A 22,892-nucleotide genomic window follows, 5' to 3' on the forward strand; every position below is an offset into this window, starting at 1 on the left:
TGTCAGGGTTCGGGATGGGGTGCGCGCTACGCGCCCGGGTTCTTGTAGAGGCCGCGCCAGTCGATGGCCTTGGCGCCGAAGTCGAGGCGGCACTTGATCTCGACGCCGTCGACGTCGAAGCCGTTGCGGGTCTCGATGTAGGCGCCCTGCTGGCCTTCGAGATAGGCATATTCGATGGTGTCGATCTGGTTCGGGTTCGCCGCCAGATACCAGGCAGTTTCGCTGGCGGCATCGAGCCGGGGCTCGCTGATCGGCGCCAGTGTGCGGATCGACTGGGGCACCACGTTCCCGCTCTGCGCCGGCACGAGGTTCTGGGCGACCAGCTGCTCGGCCTTCAGTTCCAGCGAGGCAGGGACGATCAGGAAGGCGGGGCGGATGTTCAGCACCGTCTTCTTGTCGAGTCCGGTCTGTTTCGCCATCGCGGCGCGGGCCGCACCGACGCTGGTGACGTCCAGCGCCGCGCCGGTGCCCGCGAGATTCCTGTGATTGGCATGGAACAGCGCCGTGCCGTCGGCCATCGCCGGGTTGGAGGTGACGATTCCCCAGACCACGTCGGATTCCAGCTGCGCGATGGAGTTGCCGTACATCGCCGGGATCCGGGTGAAGGCGTCGAGATCGTCGTTGATCAGCACCTGACGAGTGATCGCGACCACCCGGCCATAGGTCTTGACCTTGTAGCTCTCCTTCGACTCGCCGAGCGTGCCGCGCTTGAACTCGCCGCTCTCGCCCACCTCCAGCAGCTGAGGCGCCTCGCCGAGCTGGACCCGGTGCATCGCCTTGAAGTCGGTGGCGAGCACCTGACGGCAGAACAGCATGAAGGTGCGGGGATAGGCCTCGTAGGCCTGGCGCAGGGTCTTGTTGGTGACCGCGGAGAGGATCTCGGGAAAGTCCGAGGTCGAGTGCAGGGCGCGCGTCGCCACTTCGTCGCGCGACAGGCCCCGCGTGTTCACCCCGGCATTGCCGAGACTTTCGCGGGCGAGCTCCAGGAGCGTCATGCCGCGATACTGACGCGCGGCATCTTCCAGCTGGAACAGCGTCGGGCTGTAGCGGTGCAGCAGCGCGTTCGCCACCGCGTCGCGGCGGGTGATGCGCTCGTCGCGGCCGCCGAGCGGGACCGACACCTGGCCGAAGGTCCGGGTCTCGTCCGACTTCGCGGCGACCTGATCGAGGATCAGGCTGCGGGACTCGTCGACGCTGACGCCGCGCTTGACCAGGTCCTCGGCGAAGCCGCGCTCAAGGTTCAGACGGCCGGCCAGATCGTAGATGGTCGAGACGCGGTCACGCTCGGCCTCGCGGGCCCGGGTGGCGATGGCCTCGGTGTCGGGCGCTTCCGGTTTCGCCGATGCGGACCTTTGGTTCGAGGGTCCGGGCTGGCTGCGCGTGTCGGCGGCGTGGGTCTGCGCCTCGGCCGCGCCGGTCTTGTCGTCGGTCATGGTGGTCTCCTCGGTCGCTGCCGTCTCGTTGGTCTGGTCGGCCGGAGCGGCCGGGGTCTTGTCGGTCATCGGGGATGCTCCTTGCTCTGTCGGGGCGTCCTGGCGGTGGAGGACGCAATCGTGATGTTCGCCCTTGGCACGGAAGCCCGCGGCGGGATCGGCGCCGACCGGCACGGCCGAGATCTCGAAGGGCGTCCAGTCCACGGCCCGCCAGAGCTCACGCTCGCCGTCGGGTTTCGAGATGTCGAAGCGATGGACCTGGTAGCCGATCGACACCGCGCGGATGTGCCCGGCCTGGATGTCGCGCCAGATCGGCTCGACGTCGGCCCGCTCGCTGATCCGCACCTGCGCGATGCCGCGGCCGTTCTCGATCCGCGCCGATCCCGGCACCACCGAGCCGATGACGGCGTCGAGCGTGTCGATCTCGTGCACCTTCAGGAAGGGCGCCCCCGCGTTCAGCCGTTCGAGCCGCACATGGGCGGGGTCGAGGCTCAGCTCCTCGTCATAGAACTCGCCGAAGAAGCTGGCGCGGCGGACGCGGGCGCCCGCCGACCAGATCACCTCGATGGTGCGGGCGTCGGTATCGACGCTGTTCGGCGCAAGCTCCGCCATCCGGCGCATGGCCGGCAGTTCGATCATCGTGTCCATGGGGTCAGTCCTGTTGGTCGACCTGTGCAGGATCGGCTGCCTGCGCGCTGCCAGTCTTGGTCACCCGACGTGGATCGCTGTCGAGCACCAGCCCGAGCGCGTCGAGCTTGGCGTTGGTCGCGGCGATCTCGGCCAGCACGGCGTCGGGATTGCGGCCCTGCTGTGCGATCACCTCGGCCAGAGTCATGGTGCCCGAACGGATCGCCAGCAGGTTCGCCATCGCATCTTTCTGCGGATCGACCGCCTCGAACTTCGGCGGCGACCATTCGGCCGGCACATCCGGCACCGGGATCTGGCCTGCCGCCCATGCGGCCTCGATGAACCAGCGCCAGACGGGGGCGCAGAGCATCGGAATGAAGAGCTGCCACTGCACCGCATCGATCATCCGGCGGAACTCGACCAGCCCCGCGCGGATCGAGGAATAGTTCACCTGGCTCAGATCCCCGGTCAGCAGCTCGTAGGGCACCCGGAACCCGGCCGAGATCGTGTGCAGGCTGGCGCGTTTGTATTCGCCATAGCCGCCGGTGGCTGCGGGCTGGTTGAAGCGAATGTCCTTGCCGCCACGGGCATAGGCGATCAGCCCCGGCTCGAACTGCTCGACCCGGTTACCATCGGCATCGACCACGGCGGGCGCAATGCCCTGCTGCGCCTCGTCATCGCCGAAGACGATGGCGGTGACGCAGGCCTCGGTCTTCTTGCGGACGATTTCGGCGACCTCGTAATCGTCGAGATCACGCAGCGCCCGGATTACCGGCGCGCCCCATGGAACGCCGCGCGCTTGCGTGCGCTGCTTCTCATAGACATGAGCGATCTCGGCCGCCGGCACAGGCCGCGCCCCGCGCCCGCCCTGAAGCGCACCCCAGGCATCGCCGGGGTGTTCGCTGTGCAGCCAGTAGGCCCGGCGTTTGCCGACCGGGTCGAACTCGATCCCCTGCACGAGACGACCAGCGCCGATGGCGCCAGATTTCGTGGCATCGAGGAAATCGGCCTCCAGCACCTGAAGCTGCAAGGGAACCGGCAGACCGTCCGAGGATCGCCGCAGGCGACGGCGCACCAGCACCTCACCCGCTTCGATCATCTCCCGGCAGATCAGGGTCTGCAGCCCGTAGAAATCGAGCTGGCCGTCCGCATCGCACTCCGTCGTCCAGCGTTCGAACAGGGCATCGACCTTGCGGTCTAGCGATTCGTCGCCGCTGGCGGCGCGTGGCATGATGCCCGCGCCTATGATGTTGTTCACCAGCACCGCCACGGCCTTGGCCGCATGCGGGTTGTTGCGCACCAGATCGCGCATGCGGTCGCGCAAGAGCGCCCCGGCCACGCCAATCTCGGTGTCGGCCGAGGATCCCGGCGCGCGCCAGCCGTCCGTCCGCCGCCCGCGCGCGGCACCGTCATAGCCCCGCGCGAGCGTCTCGAAGGCCTGACGCGCCATCACGCGGCGGGCGGCCATGCGCGGCGCCACCGTGGCGATGGCGTGGTCGAACCAGTTCACCGCCATCACAGCATGACCCCAAAAAGTGGGAACCGGTTTTTGGACAAGGTCATGCTTCCCATCACCTGTCCCCGCGCGAGAAGCCAGCGAGCCCGGCCACCGGCAGCGGTCGGGTTGTTCCCGCTATGGCGCGCTCGATGGTGCGGATGCGGGCGAGCAGATCCTCGGCCGAACCATAGTCCACCGACTTGCCGTCATAGCTGACGCGGGTCGTGCCGCTGGCATAGGCCCGGCGCAGCGCCGAGAGCTCGGTTTCCGTCCAGTCGATCATCAGAACCATCCCTCCCGCCGCCCGAGCCAGTCGGAGCGGCGCTTGCTCTGCGGGGCATGCCCAAGCCGGTTGATCTGCCCGGCAGGATCGCTATCGGTGGGCGCCGCCCCGAGCTGATCCTCGAGGTCGCGCCATTTCTCGTCTGGCCAGCGATCGGCGCCCGCGATCCAGGCGGCGGCGCGGGCATAGACCCGGCAATCCAGCGCCTCGTTGCGCTCGCGCAGCTTCTGCCATTCCAGCCGGGCGAAGCCGCGCTTGGTGCGCACCGTCACCAGCTGCTCGGCGACGAACTGCTTCAGCCATTCGTTCTCGACCCAATGCGGCAGATGCACCGAACCGGGCGGGAACGCCGCCCCCTCGGCCATCTCCTCCTCGGTCGGCCGCGCCAGCCGCAGGAAGCGATAGGTCTCGGCCTTGAAGGTCGAGACCGCAACAGTCCAGAGCCGCGCACCGCGCCGCAGCCGCTTCCCGCCCTCGGTCGCGTCGACGAAGGTCGGCCCCGAGACCGGGCTCGAGCGGTTGAACCCCTCGACGCCCTTGACCGGCGACACCTGCGCAGCGCCTTGGGCCCGCGACCAGGAATAAACCGCCGGGGCCTCGTATCCGGTGTCGATCGCGAGCCGCGCGATCCTGAGATGCGCGCCACGTTCGTGCGGCCAGGACCGATCCAGCAGCTCGGTCAGCTCCGACCACGCGTCATGCCGATCCGGCCCGCCCTCGATCACGACGTGATCGACGAGCCAGCTTTCGAGCCCACGGCCCCAGGCCCAGACATCGACCTCGATCCGGTCCTTCTGCACATCGGCCCCGGCGGTCAGGAACAGCCCGCCCGCAGGCACGATGCCGGGGCGCCATGCCTCACGGCGGTCGTAGATCCGCTGCCAATCAGGCGCTTCACCGGTCTCGACCCAGGTCTCGCCGAGGATCGTGTTGCGGAACGCCTTGATCGCTTCGTCCGACCCCTGCGCCGCGTCCCATGCCCGCACGATCCGCTCCCAGCTCAACCAGCCGATCGGCGAGTAGAGCGCCGAGAGGTGATATCCGACCGTGGTCGGATCGGCGGCGGTGGCGGTCGCCCGCCATTCCCCGCCCTCCAGCATCGCCGTCTTGTGGTGTTCCGCGATGGGCGTGTCGCACCCCTCGCAGTGATACTCCGCCGTCTCCGGACGACCCTTCTGCCAGCGCAGCCGGTCGAACTTCAGCCACTGCATCGCGCCGCAATGCGGGCACGGCACGAAGAACCGCCGCTGATCGCTCGCCTCGAACTCCCGCTCGATCCGGCTCAGCCCCCGGATCGTGGGCGTCGAGACCAGCAGCACCTTGCGCCGGTGCGCGAAGGTCAGCGACCGTGCTTCGGCGAGCGTGACCGGATCGCCTTCCTCGTCGGCCGAGGCCGGATAGGCGTCGACCTCGTCGAGGAAGATGTAGCGCGCCGGGGTGGACCGCAGGCCGACCGCCGAATTGGCCCCGGTCATGATCAGGATCCCGCCCGCGAATTCCTTGGACAACATCGTGTTGCCGGCATCGCGGGACCGCGCGGGCTTCACCCGCTCGCGCAGCTCCGGACTTTCGTCGATCAGCGGATCGATCCGCTGGCGCGAGTTGCGCTTGGCCAGTTCCACCGTCGGCTGGACGGCCAGCATCGGGCCCGGCGCCTGGTGGATGACGAAGCCGATCCAGTTGTTCCCCGCCTCGGTCGCGCCGACCTGCGCGGCCTTCTGGAACACGACACGCTGCATGGGATCGCCCGGCGACAGCCGGTCCATGATCTCGCGCATGTAGGGCGTGCGCACCGTGCGATACCGCCCCGGTTCGGCCGAGGCGCGGCCTGAGAGCATCCGGTGCCGGTCCGCCCATTCCGACACGGTCAGGTCGGGGTCGGGCCGCAGCCCGTTGCCCCAGGCACGCAGGATCTCCGCCGCGCCGTCGAACCCGGTCAGTCCATCGTCACCATGCTCACCATCATCGGAAGTCGGGCCGGACCTCGGCGAGTTCGTCGAGGTGGGCGCGTACATGTTTCTCCAGAGCCTTCTGCATCGCGGCAGACTCCACGCCGAGATCGGCCGCCATCAGCGCCGCCGCGCGCGCAGGCCAGTTCACCCATGAATCCCGTTCCTCCCGCGCCAGCCGGAACACCAGCGCCAACGCCCGGGCCCGCTCGATCAGTTCCCCCTTCAGCTTCTGGAGCCGGATGCGCCGCTCCTGCGCCTTCAGCACCTCGTTCGCGGTCTTCGCCTGCAGGAAGGTGGTGCCGCCGCCGACGGCGGGAACTGCCAGCCCCTGTTCGCGGAGCGTGTCGCCGACGGCGGTCACCGCCGCCTCGGGAACAGGCTTCAGCTTCGGCGCGGGCGGCTTGCGGGTCTTGGACGGGTCCGTCATCTCGGCGCGCCGCGCATCGCTGGCCGCCGCGTTGATGCTGCCGTCGGGATAGAGAACCAGCCGTTCGGCGGCCTTCGCCTTCTGGATCGCGCCGCGCGACAGACCGACATGCGCGGCGTACTGGCGCTCGCTCATGCCTAACATCGGCCGCTCCGATTATCATTCAGATTCAAGTGCTTATTGAGTTGATAAGAATCACGACCGGAGCGAACGTCACTCCAACGACGCGATGCAACTCGACCACGGAGCCACCACGATGACCCGCCGCACACAGGACAACACGAAGGCCCTCGACGCCTTCCTCGCCGCCAAGTTCGAGATCGACGCGATGCTGGAACGCCTCGCCACCCTCAGCGCGGACCACTTCGAGGACCACCCCGACGAGATCCACTGGGGCCATGTCGGCACCCTGAACCACTACCGCGCCAGACTGCGGGAGATCACCGACATGGCATTCCGCGAAGGCGAACACGCCGAGTAGCACCAGCCTCTCCGAAGCCTGCCCGCCGCGAGGCGGGCTTGGGGTCGTAGAAGGGCCGCGATGGGCGCGGCCCCGACCATGGAAACGATCCCGATGACCCAGCTTTCCGACACTCAAGCCGTGATCCTCAGCGCTGCTGCTCAGCGCGACGACGGCAACATCCTGCCGCTGCCCGGTTCCCTGCGCGGAGGCGCCGCCGTCAAGGTGGTGGGCGCGCTGCTCTCCCGCGGGCTGATCGCCGAGACGGTGACCGATAGCCAGACGAAGGCCGACGCCGCGCTCAACCGCATCTGGCGCAATGACGAGGACGGTCGCGCCATCCTCCTGCACATCACCGACGCCGGTCTCGCCGCCATCGGCATCGAGCCGGAGGGGTCCGACACCGCGCTCACGAGCGCCAACGAAACGCCGCACGCGGAGGCCCCGCAGGATACCCCGCGTGAGAGCGACACCGCGCCCAAGCCGCGCACGCGGCGCGAGGGCACCAAGCAGGCAAGCCTGATCGCCATGCTGCGCGCGCCGGAAGGCGCGACCATCGAGGAGATCATGGCCGCGACCGGCTGGCAGTCGCACACGGTGCGCGGCGCGATGGCCGGGGCGCTGAAGAAGAAGCTGGGACTGACCGTCACCTCCGAGAAGGTGGCGGATCGCGGTCGCGTCTATCACATCGCCGACTGAAGGGGGCACCATGACTTCCGATCATTTCCAGCGTCCGGCGAAACTCCCCATCCAGATCATCGGGCCGACTACGCTGAAGAAGGCGCGCGACGCCTATCGAGCACGATGGGGCCGTTCATGGCCTGAAAGCGATAGCTACCTTGCGATCCTAATCATCGAAGCCAAGGAACTCGAGGGCATTGCCCCAAGTTCAAAGGCCAAGCCCGACAAGATTCGTGAGATAACGCTCGAGCTGATGCGCGTTGATCACGAATTCTGAATGGGACAATGCAAGTGGTGAAGCCGCCGCCTGAATGATCGGGCGGCGGTTTACGTTCCGGCACGACCGTGATATGCGCGTTCCCGCGAAAATCATCCCGACTCTGACCCTCATCGCTGGTTCCTCATTCGCGGCCCTCCGGACCGCAGGCATTCGCATGTCTGCAAATCCCGGAGGACGAATGATGAACTACAAGCGCAAGAAACCCCGAACCAGGAGTCGCAGCACCGGCGCGTTCCCGAACGGAACGCCGTCGCACTGGAACATCCTGTTCCACAGCCGTCCGCGCCGCCGCCGCAACTCCCTGACGATCACTCGGCTGCTGCACGGCGCCGATCCCGATACGCTGATCTGGGATCTCGGCAACCACAAGCCGCACAAATACTACTGGTGATGCCATGACCGATGTTTCCACCGATCATGGCACCGTCCTGCCATCAGGCTCCTCCGCCCTCGTCGTTTCTGCCGAGGGCGAACTCTCCTTCTATCTGCCCGACAATCCGCCGGATGCACCGGTCCCGCGGCTGGTCCAGCTTCTCGTGGCCGTGCTGATGCGGAGCGAGGACGAGGACTGGGTGGAGGAGATGCTCGGCATCTTCGAGGATCAGTCCCGGAACTGATCGCCGACCCGGATCGCCTCGAACAGCCTCCGCAGCGCGAAGCTGCGCAGAATCGAGACGAGAGTGAAGATTGCCCCGATCGCCAGCGCGTCGTCGAAACGCGCGGGCAGACCGAACCACGGGAAGACCACCAACTGGGTCGCAACCGCGACGCCATAGCCGACGACCACGTTGGCGATGGCTTCGACCAGCGACATGAGGCGCGACTGCTTCATGCCGGCGCACCTTCACCCATCGGCCAGCAATTCAGCTGCGAGAGTTCTGAGCGCATGCGCCGCAACCAGCGGGACCACTCCGTTCCCGCAGAGCCGAAGCCGGTCCACCCGGTGGGCCAGCCCATCAGCGCCTCGACGAACAGCGGGTTCAAGGTTCGGCGCGCATCGGAGGTATCGCTCCCAGCCATAGGCGTCACCAGGACCTGGCGGCCAAGCAGGCCGTTCACCGGCGTGTTCGCCAACGTCGTCGCCCCATCCTTGTGGTCGCGCGCCGTCGGCGTCATCCATATCCCCGCCGCATGGGTCAGGTCGGCTGTTCGGCGGTTGCCGGCACTCGGCTTGCACCCGTCGTTCGCCATCGGCGTCGGCCAGTCCCGCGCCATGCGGTGCAGACCCTTCTCGTCCTTTCGGTCGCCGCCCCGGCTGCGAAAACTGTCGGTCTGCGGCGTCGGCCAAATCGCCGCCGTCGTCGCGAGGTTCATCCCGTGCTGACCCGCTTCCTGCGATGGTGTCGGCTTTGTCTGCCGGTTCTCGTTGGCGCTGGCGCGGGGCGTCGGCCAGAGCTGCAGCAATTCGGTCCGGTTGCCACCGCTCGACCGGGTTCCAGAGCAGGCGCGCGGGGTTGGCCAGTTCGTCTCCCTCGCGGATGGCGAGGATGAAGAGCCGCTCACGCTTGTGGGGCGCGCCGACTTCCGCCGCCGTGAAGAGGCCTGCCGCAAGGCGGTAGCCCATGCCGACCAGTCCTGCGGCGACTTCGGGGAAGCCGAGGCGGAGATGATGGGCGACGTTCTCGAGGAAGACGAAGGGCGGCTCGACCTCGCCGATGATCCGGGCGACATGGGGCCAGAGATGGCGCGGGTCATCCGCGCCCCGGCGCTTGCCCGCGACGGAGAACGGCTGGCACGGATAGCCCGCAGTGACGATGTCCACTGCGCCGCGCCACGGGCGGCCGTCGAAGGTTCCAACGTCGTCCCAGACAACAGCCTGATCCAGGGACGTGTCTTCCATCCGCGCCACGAGAGTGGCTGCGGCGTAGGTTTCCCGTTCGACATGCCCCACAGCACGATATCCGGGGATGGCGATGGTGAGCCCGAGGTCGAGACCGCCCGCGCCGGAGCAGAGGGACAGGCCGAACAGGCATGCGTCTGCGGTTCCGGAAGCGCATCCGGAGGAAGGTAGAGCCAGGTCATGCATTGCCTCAGCGCGGCTTTTCTGCCAGCTCGGCGAAGGTCTGGCCCGTGCCGTCGAGCACTGCCATCTGTCCGGTGAACTGCTGCCACCGGGACACAGCAACATCGACGTAGGCGGGGTTGAGCTCGATCCCGAGACAGACACGCCCCGTCGTTTCCGCCGCGATCAATGTGGTGCCTGAGCCCATGAACGGCTCGTAGATGGCCTGACCGGGGCTCGAGTTGTTGAGGATCGGCCGGCGCATGCATTCGACGGGCTTTTGCGTGCCGTGCACCGTGTCGGCATCCTGATCCTTGTTGGCTATCTGCCACAGCGTCGTCTGCTTGCGATCCCCGGCCCAGTGGCCCTTGCCGGTCTTCCTGACCGCATACCAGCAGGGCTCGTGCTGCCAGTGGTAGTCGCCGCGGCTCAGCACCAGCCGGTCCTTGGCCCAGATGATCTGCGACCGGACGGTGAAGTCGGAAGCCTTCAGGCTTTCGGCCACGGTTGCCGCATGCAGGGCCCCATGCCAGACATAGGCGACATCGCCAGGGAACAGCGCCCAAGCCTCGCGCCAGTCGGCACGGTCGTCATTCAGCACCTTGCCGGTACGCCGGGTCGTCGCGGCTCCGGCCTTGTTACGCCATGCTGGATCGTATTCCACGCCATAAGGCGGATCGGTGACCATCAGGAGTGGCTTCACTCTCCCGAGCAGCCGCTCGACGTCCGTTGCCACTGTGCTGTCACCGCAGAGCAGCCGATGATTACCCAGCACCCAGAGATCGCCCGGCCGGCTGATTGGGTCTTCGGGCGTCTCGGGAACATCGTCTTCGCCTTCCTGTGGGCCGGTGCCGTCCTCATCTATGCCGCTGAGGAGCTGATCGAGCTCCGTGTCGTCGAAGCCGACCAGCGACAGGTCGAAATCTTCGGCCAGCAACTCGTTCAGTTCGGCAGAGAGCAGCGCCTCGTCCCAGGTACCGAGTTCGGTCAGCTTGTTGTCCGCGATGCGGTAGGCCCGGCGCTGCGCCTCGGTCAGGTGACCGAGCACGATCACCGGCGCCTCCGTCAGCCCGAGCTGCGTCGCGGCCAGCACGCGCCCGTGGCCGGCGATCAGTTCGCCGTCCTCCGCCACGAGGCAGGGCACGGTCCAGCCAAACTCGGCCATGCTGGCGGCGATCCTGACGACCTGGTCCGCCCCATGCACCTTCGCGTTCTTCGCGTAGGGATGGAGCCTGGCCAGCGGCCACATCTCGATCCGCTCGGGAGCGAAGCTCAGCGTCATGGCCAGGTAGTTTCCGTCGTGTGGGTGGATTACCGGCTGGCTTGCGGACACTGGATGCCGCGCTGGACTCCACGCGGGGTCCAGCAACGTCCGGGCTATCAGGACGGAAAGTCAGCGTTCATTGGGATCTGCGCGGGGTTCGGCTGGATCCGGCTTCCGGGTGGCTTCCCAAAAATCCGGCCCTGTCGCTGGCGATGCGCCGCGCTTCGCCCGCCAGCATACGGCTTTCGCGAGGAAGGACCCGCGAATTCGCCCGACGTGCCGGCTTCGGCCCGAGGCGCATCAATGCAAAGGGGAGAGCGAGCCCTTCGGCGCACTCTCCCCATCTTGTCCCTCGGATAGCACGATCATGTTGCAGATGTCGAAGGGAAAAGTGTTGCAACACATTGGAGTCACAGCGCATTCAGCCGTGCCGCGATCTTGGTCAGCGCAAGCTGCCAGCGCCGCCAGGCGGTGGTGCGGTCGCAGCCGAGCTCGCCGCTGATCTGCTTCCAGGGCACGCGGGCCGCGCGAGACCAGACCAGCTTGCGCTCGGCTTCCTCGATCCAGAGCACCCAGTCGAAGGTCTGCTCGAGCCGCGTGATCGCGGCGGCCGACGGTCGGATGCGCATCGGCTCGGGCTCCATGAAGGCGATCTCGCGACTCGTCCGGACGATCTCCGGCCAGGTGTTGAAATAGCCCTGTACCTTCACCGGCGGCAGCTTGCGCAGGGTGCGGAATGCCTCCTCGAAATGGTCGGCGACGTCGTCGGCGGTCCAGATGCGGTCAGCCATGGCGTGCCTCCCTTTCCGAGGGGCGCGGGCCGTAGAGCTTCTCGCCCAGCTGCCGGACCAGTTCACGCTCGGGCCACGTCAACCGATCATCATCGGCAGAGACCGCAAGGACGCCCTGTTCCCGCCAGCCTTCGCGCTTGACCTGCTCGGGATCCCGGCGTTCGCCGCCGTAGCCCTTGGGATACCACCTCATGCGACACCCCCGTTCGTCTCGATCGCCCAGAGCAGGATCGCGATGGCGTCCGCCTCGTTGTCGTCGACGGGGCTGAAGCCGCGGGCGCGGACGGCGGCGATCATCGCGGCCTTGTCGGCATTGCCCCTGGCCGTCGCGTGACGCTTGATCGTGCCGACCGGCACGCCCTCGTAGGGTATGCCCCGCAGTTCGGCCCACGCGGTCAGCGTCGCCATGAGCCCGCCATAGATGTGGCTCGCGTCGGTGCCTGCATGGCGGCGGACCTCCTCGAACCAGATCGCCGCGATAGGCCCGGACAGCCGATCAATCTCGGTCAGCCAGTTGGTGAAGCGCAAGTAGCGCATGCCGCCGCCATCGAAGCGGCCGGGACGAAGCGAGACGGTGCCGCTGGTGATCAGACCGTCGTGGCCACGCAGCGCCCAGCCGGTCGAGGTGCCGAGGTCGAGCGCAAGGATGCAGCGGTTACGGGGCGTGGCGAGCGACAGCGATTCAAACCTTGCGCCGTCGGAATTCGGGATCAGAGTCGGCTGAGCCATGACGGGCCTCCTTTGCCGGTGGCTTGTGGTGGTGGAAGACGACGGCGGTCTGGTGCTTGGCGGTACGGGGCCGCCGTCGTCGGATCGGGTGTCAGAAGCCATGGGCGGTGGCGCGCGAGGCCCCGCGACGTATGGGGGCGAGGCCAACCCTGACGGGTGGCCGCCCCATACGCAGTATGGGGGTTTCCCTATCAGTCCTCGGAGCGACGCAAGCGTCTGTGAGAAAAGGAATTTTCGCCGTTTCGGAGGACGAACAAGGAGGACGTGGCTGTTCGTCCTCGTCCTCCGCAAGCCATTGACTTTGTTGGCTGAGGACAAAGTGAGGACGAGGACTGACAACTTCGTCCTGAGGACGAGGAAGATTTCGGAGAGGACGAAGTCAGTCATCGAGCCCCTCCGGGTGGACCCAGATGGCGGGGTTCTCGACCTGCAGGCAGGCTCCCGTGCTGGCGCATTTATAGTGGCTCGGCAGCACCGGCTGGCCTTCGCCCAGAACCTCACCGGTATCGGGATCGATCTGGGTTTCCGTCCCGAAGCGCATGTCTTCGACGACGAGATAGCCGAAGCGGGAGCGCACTACGGCCATGCCGAAGGGGCGGCCATCACGCAGGAACTTGATCTGCCCCTTCGTCGTCAGCACGCCGATCCGGTCGCGGATCGTGTACTTGCTGCCCAGACCTGCCTTGTTCTCGAAGGCCTCACCGAACTGCGTGGTGGTGTAGAGCCGCCCGGCCGCCGCTTCCTCGTGCAGGATCGTGAGGATCACGTCTCCCTTGCGGAGCCGCTCAGCATCGAGCTTCGCTCCCGCCTCCTTGCGCACGAGGCGCTCGTTCATCGGGTTCAGTTCGACCCATTCGCCCTTCACCTTGTCGATCAGCTTTCCCAGCAGCGCAGGTCCGTTGCGAAGTTCGATTTCGAGCCTGCGGACGGTGCTGTCCTCGTCGGGAAGGTGCATCAACAGGCCGGTGGTATAGAAACCGCGCAGCGCGCTGGCCCCGGAAAGGGCAAGGAAGGGATCGTCCTTGACCTGTTGCCTGGTGGCCTTGCGCGTGTGGTGGGCGAGGATGACGCCCGCCTCCGGATTGATCGCCTCGCGCAGGGACTCCACCCGGTCCTTCAGGAAGAACATCATGGCGGCGTTCTCGTTCTCCCCGCCGCCGTCGGGGCCGCCGTCGAAGAGGTTGCGGATCGGATCGATGACGATGATGTCGGGCGGCGCGTCCGGAAATGCCGCCCGGATCGCCTCGGCGACGCGGGCGACGCCCTTCGCATCGAGGAGCAGCCTGAGTTTCGGCGTAGCGATGAATGTGTCGCGCGCGGCGGCGATCACGGTAACGGGCAGCGCGATCTGCTGCATGCGCTCGCGCAGGTAGTGATACTGGATTTCGGCCTGCAGGTAGAACACGCGCAGCGGCCGGGGCGGCGTGAAGCCGAGGAACGGCACGCCCGCCGCCATGTGCACAAGCCAGGAGATCAGGAAGTCGCTCTTGCCGACCTTCGGAGCGCCGCCCAGCACCAGAAGCCCGCCCGGGGTCAGGACGCGCGGGCCGATGATGTCCTCGGGCATCGGGCTCGTGTCGTCGAGCAGCGCGCCGAGGCTGAAGGTCGGTAGGTCGGCCGGTGCCGTGATCGCACTGTCGAGGCGAAGGAGCGGTGGCCCGTGCCGCTTGATGTGAAGTTCCCACAGACGGTTCGTCTCGCGCTTCAGCCGGTCGAGCGGCCAGGACGGGCGCAGCATCGCGGCGTTGTAGCCGCAGATCGCCGTCCAGCCCTCGTCCATCGACATCCGGCCCTCGTGGACGAGGCGCAGGAAATAGCCGATGGCGGCCGAGGCGCCCTCGAAACGGGACCAGTCGTCCGTGCCGCCTTCGTGCACCGGGGTCACGAGGACATCGTCGATGGCGGGTTTCTGGCGCGGCTCGGCCGTGCCCATGCCGACGCCGGGCATGGGCGGCATGTCGGCGACGCGCTCGGCCATCTCGGGGAGATCGACCTCCATCCCGGTCGCCTCGCGGATCTGCACGAGCCGGGTCAGCCCGCCCTTGTGATAGACGGTGCCGGGGACGCGGATGGGCTGGTGGGCCGAGCGGAAATGCGTGTCGCCGCCAACCTTCAGCGCGATCTCGCCGCGAAGCTGGCAGAGCATGGCGAGGTCCGCGCCTTCCGCTGGCTCGGTCAGTTGCCACCAGACATGGAGCTTGGTCACACCCTCGAGCGTGCGCCCGCCGCTCTCGATGATCAGCGTCGGGCGGCCGAGATGGTGGACGAGGTGATCGAGCTTGGCGGGGATGTCGCCCGAGTCGAGATCGACCACGAGGCTCTGCATCTGCATCACGTCGGCAGCACGAGCCTGCCCGGTCTCCGCGACCGTGCCGGGGATGACATAGACCGCAGCGCCCTCTCGCGCGGCCCAGCCAGCGAAGGTCGCGAGCTTCTCGGGCGCCCTGGCGTCCGCCTCGATCCAGATGTTGTGCGGGCGGCCGTCCTTGCCCTGACCCTTGTCGACGAAGCCGCGAACCGGGATCAGACCCTCGGAGTAGCCGAAGACCACATCGATGAAGCGGGCGATCTGGCTCGCATCCGGTTCGACCGCGAAGGGATCGGGCAGCGGCGGCGCGTCGTTGAAATCCCGCCAGGGGTTGAAGTGGATGATGTTGTCGTCGCTCATGCTGGCAGGCTCCAGCAGCGCTCGGCCCACGGGCAGAAGCGGCATTCGAAGAAGTCGCGATTGGCGGCGATGCGCGGCAAGAGCTCGCCCGCGTCGGTGGCCTGCAGGATCCGCACGCCGCGATCCGACATGCGCTGCGCGAGATCGGGATCGAACGGGACCAGTTCGTGATGAAGCTCGGCCGTGTCCTTGTTGATCGCGGTGAACACTGCGGGCGCGGCCGAGATGCCGGGGACGGTCCCTTCCATGTAGGCCTGGTAGAGCGCGATCTGGGCGGCGTAGACCGGCTTCGACTTCGTCACGCTGTCCTTGACACAGGCGCGCCAGTTCTTCGCGTTCATGGTCTTGCATTCCCAGAGCGCGGGAACGGCGAGACCGAAGCCCTCGGGCCCGGCGGCGATGATGCCATCGACATGGCCACGGATGCGCCCGCCCGCGGCGGAGAAGCCGAACTGGCCGCCATCGGACCGGTTGCCCTTGCGGGTATAGAGATCGAAGCCCGCCCTCCGCAGCCAGGTGACGGCGAGATCCTCGAGCGCATGGCCGATGGCGAAGATGCGAAGCGACTGGCCGCTGAAGTCCTGCCCATCGTCCTTCGGCGTCGCCGTGAACTCGAACTGCAGGGCGCGCTCGCAGGCATGGCCGAGGCGCGATCCGCCGAGATAGTCGCGCGACGGGCGCGTCGCCTGATCGGCGGTCAGCGCCTGATCTACAGCGGCGTTGATCCGGTCGGCAAAGCTGGGTCGGTGGTTGAAATCCAGCATCAGAACGGCACCTCCGCCGCCTGCGCCCGGGCGATGTCGGACATGGCCTCGCGGAAGCCCTCCACGGCCTCCTCGATCAGCGCGCGTACCTGCGCCTCGGTCAGATCGGCGAGCGGAGTCGCCCAGCCGATTTCGTCCATCAGCAGCGCCACACGTTTCATCGTGGCGGTGATGGCGGCGCGTTCCTCCTCGGTCAGGTCAACCATGGCGACACGCCGCCGCGCCAAGCGCGTCCAGAAATCCTGGCAGGACATCGAGCAGAACCAGACCGAGGGCCGGGGCCGCTTCGACCGGAACGGATCGGACCAGCCAAAACCACGGGTGGGTTGCCGGCAGACAGCACAGAGCGTTCCACGCGGATGCCAGAGTCGCCGCCGGTCCTCGGCCGTGATGGAAGTGAAAGTGATCATGGATCATGCCACCCTCCGTTCGGGAGCGGCCGCCGCGTCGATCAGCTGATGGATGGCGCGCTTGTTGAAGCCGAAGGTCATCAGCGCCGAGGCGCGATAGCGCGTCAGGCCGAAGTCGTGTCGGCACTCGGGCGGCAGGTATTGCAGCTGCTTTTCCGTCGGTGGCTGACGCAGCCAGGAGCGGGTCTTGAAGGCGCTCTCGTCGCTCTCGTGGGTGTTGAGCCAGTCGTCCGCCTGCGCGAGGCAGACGGTGCGCTCGCCCACGCCCAACAGGTGGGGGCGTTCGCCCTTCGCGCCGCCGACGGCGTACCAGACCCCGTCCAGCCAGAAGATGCCGCCCCAGGCCGTGAAGCCGGTGGCCATCAGCGCATCGTCCGTGCCGAAGAGATCGACCCATGCGAAGCTGGACCGCTTCAGCAGGTCGATCTCGGTCATCATGAAGCCCGAGAGCGGCGCGGCGGCCGCGCCTTCGCCCGCGTCGGGATCTTCGCGCGGGAGCGCCTCGCCGCAGATCGGGCACTCGGTGGCGGCGAGCGGAATCTCCGCCGCGCAGGCAGGGCAGATCTTCGTTGGCGCTTCGCCCGAAACGATCTTGCCGTCGAGATCGACATCCTGTTCCAGCGTGCCGTGGATCAGGCTCGAGGTGCCGAAGTCGAGGACGATGCAGTCCGTCTTGACGATGCCGGGGTGTTCCTCGGGATCGACGGTGCGCAGGCCGCGCCCGACCATCTGGATCATGGTGGACTTGTAGGAGCTGGGGCGCAGCAGCACGACGCAGGAGGTGGGCGGGTGATCCCAGCCCTCGGTCAGCACGGCCACGTTGACGACGACGCGGATGTCGCCCGCCGCATAGCCGGCAAGGAGCGCCTTGCGGGTCTCGGCCGCCAGATCGCCATGGATCAGCGCGGCGGAAACGCCTGCCGCCCTGAACGCATCGGTGACGTGCTCGGCGTGCGAGACAGTGGAGCAGAACACCACGGTCTGCCGGTCGCCCGCCTTCTCCTTCCAGTGCCGGATCACTTCATCGGTGACGGGGGCGCGGTCCATGATGCCCGCCACCTCGGCCATGTCGAAATCCGACATCGTCTTGCGGACGGAGCGCAGCTCGTCCTGCACGCCCACATCGATGACGAAGGTGCGCGGCGGCACCAGATGGCCCGAGGCGATCAGCTCGCCCAGCCGTACCTGATCGGCGACATTGTCGAAGACCTCTCGCAGCCCCTTCCTGTCGCCCCGGTTCGGCGTCGCCGTGACCCCGAAGATCCGGGCATCGGGATTGGCCTCGCGCACCCGGTCGATGATGCGGCGGTAACTGTCGGCGACGGCATGATGCGCCTCGTCGACGACCAGCAGGTCGAGGCGCGGCATGTCGGCAAGGTTCGAGGCCCGCGCCAGCGTCGGCACCATGGCGAAGGCGACCTGGCCGCCCCAGGATTTCTCGGTGGCGTCGATCACCGAGGTGGCGACGCCCGGCACCACGCGCTGGAACTTGGCGCGGTTCTGCGCCGTCAGCTCGTCGCGATGGGCCAGCACGCAGGCCTTGGCCCCGTCGCCGATCATCTCGCCGGTGACCGCCGAGAGCATGATGGTCTTGCCCGCGCCGGTGGGCGCCACACCCAGCGTGTTGCCGCGGGAGGCGAGCGCGGCCACGCTGCGCTCGACGAAGGTCTTCTGGCGAGGGCGCAGGCGCATGGCCGATCCCCCTTACTGCGCCCAGCTCGGCCGGCCGGCGACGCCGGAGGCGGAAGCGGGCTGGCTGGGCTGGGTGGCCGTGGTGGGCTGCTGCGGAGCGTGGCCCTGCGCCGGGACGGCGGAGAACTGCGGCGCGACCGCGCCCATCAGCGCGGCGTAGTCGCGATGATCGGGCGTGACCGCGGCGCGGATCTCGTTCTTGTCCTCGCCGTTGGTGTCCTGACCGATGTCGATGCGGGCGACGAACTCGATCCCGTCGAGATCGCCGAAGCCGTTGATGCGGCGGCGGGCCTGAGCCTCGGGCGAGTTGTCCTTGTCGGACACGCCGCGCGCCGAGTTGAGGATACCGCGGATCAGCCCGCGACCCATGTTGGCCCAGTCCGGACCCTTCGGGCTGTAGAGGCCGATCAGCGACCAGATCTTGCGCCGGGCATAGGGTCCTTCGAGAACGGTGTATTCGGCGTCGAGATAGACGGCGCCGGTGGTGGCCCGGCGCGCCCAGCCGCCCGTCCAGCCCTGCGAGGGGTCGTCGAAGCCGCCGGGACGCAGCGTCAGGCGCACCTTGGCGAGTGTGCCCTTCGGGATGACGTTGGTGTTCGATTGCGCGGAGTTGAAGTCGTTCCAGGGTCCGGACATGGCGCGGCTCCTTTCAGTTCTGGAGGGTGGATTGAGTGGGGGATGCCGCCTCGGCCGCGGGATCGGCCGGGATCACCGGCGGCCAGGACAGGCGCTCGGACGCCGGGCGCGCGGGGCGCTGGATCTTCTCCATGAGGCGGCCGAGATGCGGGGGTTCGACGAGATCGAGGCGACCCGAGCGATCCTTGGCCGGATAGAGCCAGAGGTTCAGCGTCTGGCAGACGAAGGCGCGCTGCGGCTGGCCGTTGACATCGGCGATTTCGGCCATGGTGATGACCTGGTCGACGATCCCCGGTAGCTCGAGCCCGGTCTTCGATCCGTCGATCTGCGGCTGGAAGACCTTGCGGTTGAAGTCGTCGAGCTTCTCGTCGAGGATCCCGACGAACCAGACATGCTTGCCGCGCGTGTGCTGCAGATGGGTCAGCCAGGCGATCATCTCGCGGCCGTGCAGCCCGTAGGCGCCGCGGATGTCGGGCTTGCCGGTCTTTTCCGACGTGGCCTCGGGCTGCCCGCGGCACCATTGGAAGCAGAGCCGCCCCGCCACGGTGATCGAGTCGATGAAGACGGTCTCGTATTTCCCGATCACCGCCGGATCGCCGTAGCGGCCGCAGACCTCGTCGAAATGCGCCTGGCTGTAGGGCTGGTCCTCGCGCAACGCCGGGTTCGGACCGCCGATGAACACCGCGAAATCGCGGCATTCCTTCCAGGTGCGGGGCCGCAGCGCGTCGATCTCCAGCCCCTCGACCGCCAGATCGCCGGCCTCGAGATCGATGAAGAGCGTGGTCGAGGCATTCAGCGTCCAGAGCAGCGACGTCTTGCCGATGCCCGACCGGCCGAAGATGACACCCTTGATCCCCTTGCGCTGCGCGAGGCGCTCGTCGGCACCGATGATGGGAAGGGCCATCACTTGCCTCCCGTCTCGGCGATCAGCGCGTCGATCGCGATGTCCGAGCCGAGCGCACCGGCCTTGCGCGCCTCGTCGTGAACGGTGCGCAGCGCATCGATCTCGCGATAGAGCGCGGATGCCCGCTCGTTCAGGCCGAGTAGAGCGAAGGCCAGATCGTCGACCGTCGCGGTCTCGAACGGCTTGACGGTTTCATCGCGGCGGTTGCCAAGGGCGGGGATCCGGACGGTCTCGGGCAGCTTGTCGAGGCCGTAATGGCGCTCGCGCAGCCGACTCAGCTTGCTCTGGGCGGTCATTTCGTCACCTCTTCGTTCAGGGAGAAGCGGAAGCGCGGCTTGCCGGTCCGGACCGTGCGCGCGCCCTCGAAGGCCGTGCGGATATGCGCGGGCCAGGCGGAATACTTGCGCTCGGCAACATCGAAGGAGATGTCGACGTACTCGGCGGGGTCCCCGCCATCAGCCTTGATGCTCTCGGCGAGCGCCGCGAGCTTCGTCTGGTCCCAATCGACGCGCTTGGGCAGGTCGGCGATGACGGTCACCGCGCCGTCCTCGAAGCGGATCGTGCCGGTATCCTTGCCCTCGGCCCGGCGCGCTTCCGTCGCCCGGTCGCCGTACTTCAGAGCGATGGCTCCATTGAGCCAGTCGCAGAGGGTTTTCGCGGCGCGCAGCTGCCCGGCGGCATCGTCATGCAACGACGCGAGCTGTTCGGCCGATAACGCCGCGATTTCGCGGATCTGCATGGTGCGCAGGTCGTCGAGCGAGAGGCGGTTGGGGATCATCGTCTCCGCCTCCCTCACGCCGACATCGGGCGCTGGGGTTCGGCTTCCGACCCGCGGACCTGTTCGGCCTCGAAGGCCTCGATGTCTTCGAGGCGGTAGATGACCCGTCCACCGAGTTTGATGAATTTCGGGCCTTCGCCCGTCCACCGCCAACGCTCCAGCGTGCGGTGGGAAATGTTCCAGCGAGCTGCCAGCTCGATCTGCGACAGGTGCCTGAGCGCCATCTGAACCTCCTTCGGGTTTGTTCGAAAACCTGCGGGAGTGAAGATCGCAGAGGGGCTGGTAGGGCTTCGGAAGGGGAGCGGTAGGGGAAACGGTAGGTGCCCCGGAAATGCGAAAAGGCCGCCCTTTCGGACGGCCTTACCTATAAAATCCAATGACTTGGATCAGACTTCGATCCAGCAGTTCCCTTCCGATTGTCGGATGAACTTCTGCCAGTCGTCTCGCCCGCTGAATGCTTTCGATAGGCTGTTCGTCTTGTCTGAGAACCCGGCCTCCGCGAGCGCCAACGTGACACGCAGCACTGGTGTCCCCGCCCAATAGGCGCCGAACAGCTGCTCGAGGAGCTTGCGATGCTTGTCGCCGCGAAATTCGAACGTCTCGTCCCTGAGCCAGACGGTACCGAAGTCGTCGGAATGGTCGATCGGGTATCGCCGTTGCACCTGTTCTGGATAGACCCGCGCAGCAAGAACCCTCGGAGATATCGCCAACCGATCCGGGGTCTCCAACACGTCCTCGACCGCTACCAGGGCATGCCGACGATCCGGTGCGGCAGGCAGACGGTCACCGCGGGTCGAGGTGAGGATGATGCGCCTGTCAGTTGCCGGCCGACGGCCCACAAGGACGCCGACCTGGGACCAGACGTGAAGATCGCCAAGGCGGCGGCCGAACCAGACGGGCACTGGCGTCTTGGCCCCGGCGATCCTGATCGCACCGATGTCCCAGAGATGGTCGGGGATCAGCGGCGCGATCTTCGCGGTTCCTTGCCGTTCGAATGGCATGAGCATTGCCGCGAACATGCGGGCGTGATCGACTTGATAGGCAGAGATCGCGTTTTCCTCGATTTCCATCCAGCGCCCGACGCTGTTGAGATATCCGAATGCTTTGCGCTCAGGCGACCAGACTGCGGGAATTGGTTCGTCCTCGTGGGCATCCATCGCCGCGACGACGGGGACCTGTCCACGTGCCGCCAGCAGACCGGAAGCGAGCAGCGTTTCCGCCGCTCGCGGGAAATACTCGGTGAGCGTGGCGCCCGCGATCTGTGTGCCGCGGGCCTCCAGCACCTTGAATAGCAGGTCGATGGCGGCTCTATTCAACGAGGTCGCCGACATCGCTGTCATCCTTCAGGATTCCCCACCGCCGCAGGTACTTCTCGCCGATCAGGCGTTCCTGCGGCGTCATGTCCTTGAGGTTGCAGCCATGCGGCATGGTGACGGTGAGCGTCAGGGATTTGCCGCGACCACCGTCGGGCCCGGGCCGAAACTTGATGGTGAAACGTGCACGGGTGATCAGCCACTCCGGAGCCTCGCCGAGGAGTCCCGATGCGTGCAAGCTCCCGGACCCGCCACCGAGATCCAGTCCGATCCGGTGGTTGGCCATCTCCCAGATCGTGCGTTCGGCGCCCGACATCGATTCCAGCGTGACACGCTCCTTGGGATCGCCGAGATCCATGAAGCGCAGCTCCTTCACCGTGACGCCCTCGATCCCGTCCGCCGCGTCGGTCGGGAAATCGAACGGCTTCAACAGGACGCTCAGGTCGTACTCGCGAAGGGGGATGTGCTTCTCGGCGAACTCGATACCGAGCAGGTCCCGCGCCATGAACCGGGTCAGGTCCACCCGATCCTCGCGCGTGTTGGCGACGACCTCGATCACGCCCGTGGCCGCTTCGTAGGTCAGCGCCGCTTCGAAGACCGGCCGCACGATGCGCCGGGCGAGCTTGCTGTTGGCATCGAAGCCCAGCATGTCCTCGGGACGCCCCTCGCGATAGATCGCCACCTGAACGAGTTCGCACTCCTGGTCATCGAGGATGACACGGTGCCGGTCGAAGATGTCCACATGGACATTGGGAGTCTCGAACCGTTCCCGGATCGCCGCGGTGAAAGCCGCCACCGAGATGGGATCCTTCCGGACCGAGCGGCCCTTTTCGACCCCGAAGCCATTCCACGAGCGCCCGCGACGACGCTCATCGTTGTAGCGAACCTCCTCAGCAAGACGGAACCGATCATTCTCGTTCAGGAACACCCAGAGCGAGCGGTTGTTCGCTCCCTCGAGCGTGTCGAACGTCGCCCGGTCGAGCACCACGTTCTGGAGCGCGGTCTGACCGGGCTCATTGGCCAATGTCGCGACGCGGCCCGCATCGAGAATGACGCGCTGGCGCTCATCCTCGTTCATAGCGTCCACCGCCTTGATCAAAGGCTCGACGACCTCCGCCTCGGGCTTCGTCCAATCGACGGGCGGCAGCGAGGTGAATGCGCATGCGGTGAAGTAGTCCTGCAGGCGAGTTACCGGGGTCTTGCGGAAGAAGGAGGCGATCGACGTCATGGGAGGCCCTTTCCTGGCCAGAGGAGGAGAGAATCGGCGCGCAGCGATACGCTATCGTTCGATATATATCGA

Annotated in this window: 27 protein-coding genes and 1 pseudogene; 5 read left to right on the forward strand and 23 right to left on the reverse strand. The window is 67.0% G+C overall.

Annotated elements, in window-relative coordinates; translation table 11 throughout:
• Positions 1–26: 26 nt before the first annotated feature.
• The 5 genes from J7654_RS13105 to J7654_RS13125 are packed head-to-tail and all read right to left on the reverse strand — an operon-like array spanning position 27 to position 6,355.
• Positions 27–2,081, reverse strand: a complete 2,055-nt coding sequence (locus J7654_RS13105; RefSeq protein WP_209736344.1) for a prohead protease/major capsid protein fusion protein — start codon at positions 2,079–2,081, stop codon at positions 27–29.
• 4 nt (positions 2,082–2,085) lie between these two features.
• Positions 2,086–3,576: a phage portal protein gene (locus J7654_RS13110; protein ID WP_209736345.1), complete on the reverse strand. Its 1,491-nt coding sequence runs from the start codon at positions 3,574–3,576 to the stop codon at positions 2,086–2,088.
• Between the two features lie 55 nt (positions 3,577–3,631).
• Positions 3,632–3,841, reverse strand: coding sequence for a phage head-tail joining protein (locus J7654_RS13115; protein ID WP_245195494.1), 210 nt, complete (start codon positions 3,839–3,841; stop codon positions 3,632–3,634).
• On the reverse strand, positions 3,841–5,856 hold the full coding sequence (locus tag J7654_RS13120) for a phage terminase large subunit family protein (protein ID WP_209736346.1): 2,016 nt from the start codon (positions 5,854–5,856) through the stop codon (positions 3,841–3,843). Before J7654_RS13120 ends, J7654_RS13115 begins: the two co-directional genes overlap by 1 nt.
• A complete protein-coding gene (locus J7654_RS13125; protein ID WP_245195495.1) occupies positions 5,804–6,355 on the reverse strand; it encodes a hypothetical protein in 552 nt (183 codons plus the stop codon). The genes J7654_RS13120 and J7654_RS13125 overlap by 53 nt, the downstream gene beginning before the upstream one ends.
• A 121-nt stretch (positions 6,356–6,476) precedes the next feature.
• Between J7654_RS13125 and J7654_RS13130 the strand changes: the two genes are divergently transcribed.
• The 5 genes from J7654_RS13130 to J7654_RS13150 all read left to right on the forward strand — a co-directional run bounded on the left by J7654_RS13130 (position 6,477) and on the right by J7654_RS13150 (position 8,258).
• Entirely contained in the window at positions 6,477–6,701 is a 225-nt protein-coding gene (locus tag J7654_RS13130) for a hypothetical protein (RefSeq protein ID WP_209736348.1), read from the forward strand.
• A 93-nt stretch (positions 6,702–6,794) separates the two neighbouring features.
• Entirely contained in the window at positions 6,795–7,379 is a 585-nt protein-coding gene (locus J7654_RS13135; protein ID WP_245195496.1) for a DUF3489 domain-containing protein, read from the forward strand.
• Positions 7,380–7,389: 10 nt separating this feature from the next.
• Positions 7,390–7,638, forward strand: coding sequence for a hypothetical protein (locus J7654_RS13140; protein WP_209736349.1), 249 nt, complete (start codon positions 7,390–7,392; stop codon positions 7,636–7,638).
• Between the two features lie 181 nt (positions 7,639–7,819).
• Positions 7,820–8,032 carry a hypothetical protein gene (locus J7654_RS13145; RefSeq protein ID WP_209736350.1) on the forward strand — a complete coding sequence of 71 codons (213 nt, stop codon included), beginning with the start codon at positions 7,820–7,822 and terminating at the stop codon, positions 8,030–8,032.
• Positions 8,033–8,036: 4 nt separating this feature from the next.
• Positions 8,037–8,258 (forward strand): hypothetical protein, encoded by a 222-nt coding sequence (locus J7654_RS13150; protein WP_209736351.1) that lies wholly within the window; start codon positions 8,037–8,039, stop codon positions 8,256–8,258.
• Here J7654_RS13150 and J7654_RS13155 read toward each other — a convergent pair.
• From J7654_RS13155 to J7654_RS13240, 18 genes and pseudogenes are all read right to left on the reverse strand, one after another.
• Positions 8,243–8,473 carry a DUF7220 family protein gene (locus J7654_RS13155; protein WP_209736352.1) on the reverse strand — a complete coding sequence of 77 codons (231 nt, stop codon included), beginning with the start codon at positions 8,471–8,473 and terminating at the stop codon, positions 8,243–8,245. The two genes, J7654_RS13150 and J7654_RS13155, sit on opposite strands and share 16 nt — an antisense overlap.
• The gene (locus J7654_RS13160; protein WP_209740712.1) at positions 8,470–9,045 is read right to left on the reverse strand and encodes a hypothetical protein; all 576 of its coding nucleotides are present in this window, start codon (positions 9,043–9,045) and stop codon (positions 8,470–8,472) included. The genes J7654_RS13155 and J7654_RS13160 overlap by 4 nt, the downstream gene beginning before the upstream one ends.
• A gap of 112 nt (positions 9,046–9,157) precedes the next feature.
• A pseudogene (locus J7654_RS13165) lies at positions 9,158–9,769 on the reverse strand (DNA cytosine methyltransferase); the annotation flags it as partial.
• Entirely contained in the window at positions 9,672–10,925 is a 1,254-nt protein-coding gene (locus J7654_RS13170; protein ID WP_209736353.1) for a site-specific DNA-methyltransferase, read from the reverse strand. The pseudogene J7654_RS13165 and the gene J7654_RS13170, both read right to left, overlap by 98 nt.
• Before the next feature lie 392 nt (positions 10,926–11,317).
• The gene (locus J7654_RS13175) at positions 11,318–11,698 is read right to left on the reverse strand and encodes a DUF6362 family protein (RefSeq protein WP_209736354.1); all 381 of its coding nucleotides are present in this window, start codon (positions 11,696–11,698) and stop codon (positions 11,318–11,320) included.
• Positions 11,691–11,891: a hypothetical protein gene (locus J7654_RS13180; protein ID WP_209736355.1), complete on the reverse strand. Its 201-nt coding sequence runs from the start codon at positions 11,889–11,891 to the stop codon at positions 11,691–11,693. The genes J7654_RS13175 and J7654_RS13180 overlap by 8 nt, the downstream gene beginning before the upstream one ends.
• Positions 11,888–12,427 (reverse strand): crossover junction endodeoxyribonuclease RuvC, encoded by a 540-nt coding sequence (locus tag J7654_RS13185; protein ID WP_245195497.1) that lies wholly within the window; start codon positions 12,425–12,427, stop codon positions 11,888–11,890. Before J7654_RS13185 ends, J7654_RS13180 begins: the two co-directional genes overlap by 4 nt.
• Before the next feature lie 379 nt (positions 12,428–12,806).
• Positions 12,807–15,095 (reverse strand): AAA family ATPase, encoded by a 2,289-nt coding sequence (locus J7654_RS13190; protein ID WP_209736356.1) that lies wholly within the window; start codon positions 15,093–15,095, stop codon positions 12,807–12,809.
• Positions 15,092–15,859: a hypothetical protein gene (locus tag J7654_RS13195; RefSeq protein ID WP_209736357.1), complete on the reverse strand. Its 768-nt coding sequence runs from the start codon at positions 15,857–15,859 to the stop codon at positions 15,092–15,094. Before J7654_RS13195 ends, J7654_RS13190 begins: the two co-directional genes overlap by 4 nt.
• Positions 15,859–16,065: a DUF6511 domain-containing protein gene (locus J7654_RS13200; RefSeq protein WP_209736358.1), complete on the reverse strand. Its 207-nt coding sequence runs from the start codon at positions 16,063–16,065 to the stop codon at positions 15,859–15,861. Before J7654_RS13200 ends, J7654_RS13195 begins: the two co-directional genes overlap by 1 nt.
• Positions 16,066–16,272: 207 nt before the next feature.
• Positions 16,273–17,961 carry a DEAD/DEAH box helicase gene (locus J7654_RS13205; RefSeq protein WP_209736359.1) on the reverse strand — a complete coding sequence of 563 codons (1,689 nt, stop codon included), beginning with the start codon at positions 17,959–17,961 and terminating at the stop codon, positions 16,273–16,275.
• 12 nt (positions 17,962–17,973) lie between these two features.
• Positions 17,974–18,597, reverse strand: a complete 624-nt coding sequence (locus tag J7654_RS13210; protein WP_209736360.1) for a hypothetical protein — start codon at positions 18,595–18,597, stop codon at positions 17,974–17,976.
• Between the two features lie 13 nt (positions 18,598–18,610).
• Positions 18,611–19,501 (reverse strand): ATP-binding protein, encoded by an 891-nt coding sequence (locus J7654_RS13215; RefSeq protein WP_245195498.1) that lies wholly within the window; start codon positions 19,499–19,501, stop codon positions 18,611–18,613.
• The gene (locus tag J7654_RS13220) at positions 19,501–19,797 is read right to left on the reverse strand and encodes a hypothetical protein (protein WP_209736361.1); all 297 of its coding nucleotides are present in this window, start codon (positions 19,795–19,797) and stop codon (positions 19,501–19,503) included. The genes J7654_RS13215 and J7654_RS13220 overlap by 1 nt, the downstream gene beginning before the upstream one ends.
• Positions 19,794–20,279: a hypothetical protein gene (locus J7654_RS13225; protein ID WP_209736362.1), complete on the reverse strand. Its 486-nt coding sequence runs from the start codon at positions 20,277–20,279 to the stop codon at positions 19,794–19,796. Before J7654_RS13225 ends, J7654_RS13220 begins: the two co-directional genes overlap by 4 nt.
• 14 nt (positions 20,280–20,293) lie before the next feature.
• Positions 20,294–20,503 carry a helix-turn-helix transcriptional regulator gene (locus J7654_RS13230; protein ID WP_209736363.1) on the reverse strand — a complete coding sequence of 70 codons (210 nt, stop codon included), beginning with the start codon at positions 20,501–20,503 and terminating at the stop codon, positions 20,294–20,296.
• Between the two features lie 162 nt (positions 20,504–20,665).
• Positions 20,666–21,610 (reverse strand): hypothetical protein, encoded by a 945-nt coding sequence (locus tag J7654_RS13235; protein ID WP_209736364.1) that lies wholly within the window; start codon positions 21,608–21,610, stop codon positions 20,666–20,668.
• Positions 21,588–22,820 carry a hypothetical protein gene (locus J7654_RS13240; RefSeq protein WP_209736365.1) on the reverse strand — a complete coding sequence of 411 codons (1,233 nt, stop codon included), beginning with the start codon at positions 22,818–22,820 and terminating at the stop codon, positions 21,588–21,590. The genes J7654_RS13235 and J7654_RS13240 overlap by 23 nt, the downstream gene beginning before the upstream one ends.
• Between the last annotated feature and the right edge of the window lie 72 nt (positions 22,821–22,892).

Origin of the sequence: Aureimonas populi, from assembly GCF_017815515.1 — a bacterium.
In the GTDB taxonomy this organism is placed as follows: domain Bacteria; phylum Pseudomonadota; class Alphaproteobacteria; order Rhizobiales; family Rhizobiaceae; genus Aureimonas; species Aureimonas populi.

Coding starts and splice junctions, on each gene's coding strand:
- J7654_RS13105 (WP_209736344.1), bottom strand. CDS start 2,081: ATGGACACGATGATCGAACTGCCGGCCATGCGCCGGATGGCGGAGCTT.
- J7654_RS13110 (WP_209736345.1), bottom strand. CDS start 3,576: ATGGCGGTGAACTGGTTCGACCACGCCATCGCCACGGTGGCGCCGCGC.
- J7654_RS13115 (WP_245195494.1), bottom strand. CDS start 3,841: ATGATCGACTGGACGGAAACCGAGCTCTCGGCGCTGCGCCGGGCCTAT.
- J7654_RS13120 (WP_209736346.1), bottom strand. CDS start 5,856: ATGTACGCGCCCACCTCGACGAACTCGCCGAGGTCCGGCCCGACTTCC.
- J7654_RS13125 (WP_245195495.1), bottom strand. CDS start 6,355: ATGAGCGAGCGCCAGTACGCCGCGCATGTCGGTCTGTCGCGCGGCGCG.
- J7654_RS13130 (WP_209736348.1), top strand. CDS start 6,477: ATGACCCGCCGCACACAGGACAACACGAAGGCCCTCGACGCCTTCCTC.
- J7654_RS13135 (WP_245195496.1), top strand. CDS start 6,795: ATGACCCAGCTTTCCGACACTCAAGCCGTGATCCTCAGCGCTGCTGCT.
- J7654_RS13140 (WP_209736349.1), top strand. CDS start 7,390: ATGACTTCCGATCATTTCCAGCGTCCGGCGAAACTCCCCATCCAGATC.
- J7654_RS13145 (WP_209736350.1), top strand. CDS start 7,820: ATGATGAACTACAAGCGCAAGAAACCCCGAACCAGGAGTCGCAGCACC.
- J7654_RS13150 (WP_209736351.1), top strand. CDS start 8,037: ATGACCGATGTTTCCACCGATCATGGCACCGTCCTGCCATCAGGCTCC.
- J7654_RS13155 (WP_209736352.1), bottom strand. CDS start 8,473: ATGAAGCAGTCGCGCCTCATGTCGCTGGTCGAAGCCATCGCCAACGTG.
- J7654_RS13170 (WP_209736353.1), bottom strand. CDS start 10,925: ATGACGCTGAGCTTCGCTCCCGAGCGGATCGAGATGTGGCCGCTGGCC.
- J7654_RS13175 (WP_209736354.1), bottom strand. CDS start 11,698: ATGGCTGACCGCATCTGGACCGCCGACGACGTCGCCGACCATTTCGAG.
- J7654_RS13180 (WP_209736355.1), bottom strand. CDS start 11,891: ATGAGGTGGTATCCCAAGGGCTACGGCGGCGAACGCCGGGATCCCGAG.
- J7654_RS13185 (WP_245195497.1), bottom strand. CDS start 12,427: ATGGCTCAGCCGACTCTGATCCCGAATTCCGACGGCGCAAGGTTTGAA.
- J7654_RS13190 (WP_209736356.1), bottom strand. CDS start 15,095: ATGAGCGACGACAACATCATCCACTTCAACCCCTGGCGGGATTTCAAC.
- J7654_RS13195 (WP_209736357.1), bottom strand. CDS start 15,859: ATGCTGGATTTCAACCACCGACCCAGCTTTGCCGACCGGATCAACGCC.
- J7654_RS13200 (WP_209736358.1), bottom strand. CDS start 16,065: ATGGTTGACCTGACCGAGGAGGAACGCGCCGCCATCACCGCCACGATG.
- J7654_RS13205 (WP_209736359.1), bottom strand. CDS start 17,961: ATGCGCCTGCGCCCTCGCCAGAAGACCTTCGTCGAGCGCAGCGTGGCC.
- J7654_RS13210 (WP_209736360.1), bottom strand. CDS start 18,597: ATGTCCGGACCCTGGAACGACTTCAACTCCGCGCAATCGAACACCAAC.
- J7654_RS13215 (WP_245195498.1), bottom strand. CDS start 19,501: ATGGCCCTTCCCATCATCGGTGCCGACGAGCGCCTCGCGCAGCGCAAG.
- J7654_RS13220 (WP_209736361.1), bottom strand. CDS start 19,797: ATGACCGCCCAGAGCAAGCTGAGTCGGCTGCGCGAGCGCCATTACGGC.
- J7654_RS13225 (WP_209736362.1), bottom strand. CDS start 20,279: ATGATCCCCAACCGCCTCTCGCTCGACGACCTGCGCACCATGCAGATC.
- J7654_RS13230 (WP_209736363.1), bottom strand. CDS start 20,503: ATGGCGCTCAGGCACCTGTCGCAGATCGAGCTGGCAGCTCGCTGGAAC.
- J7654_RS13235 (WP_209736364.1), bottom strand. CDS start 21,610: ATGTCGGCGACCTCGTTGAATAGAGCCGCCATCGACCTGCTATTCAAG.
- J7654_RS13240 (WP_209736365.1), bottom strand. CDS start 22,820: ATGACGTCGATCGCCTCCTTCTTCCGCAAGACCCCGGTAACTCGCCTG.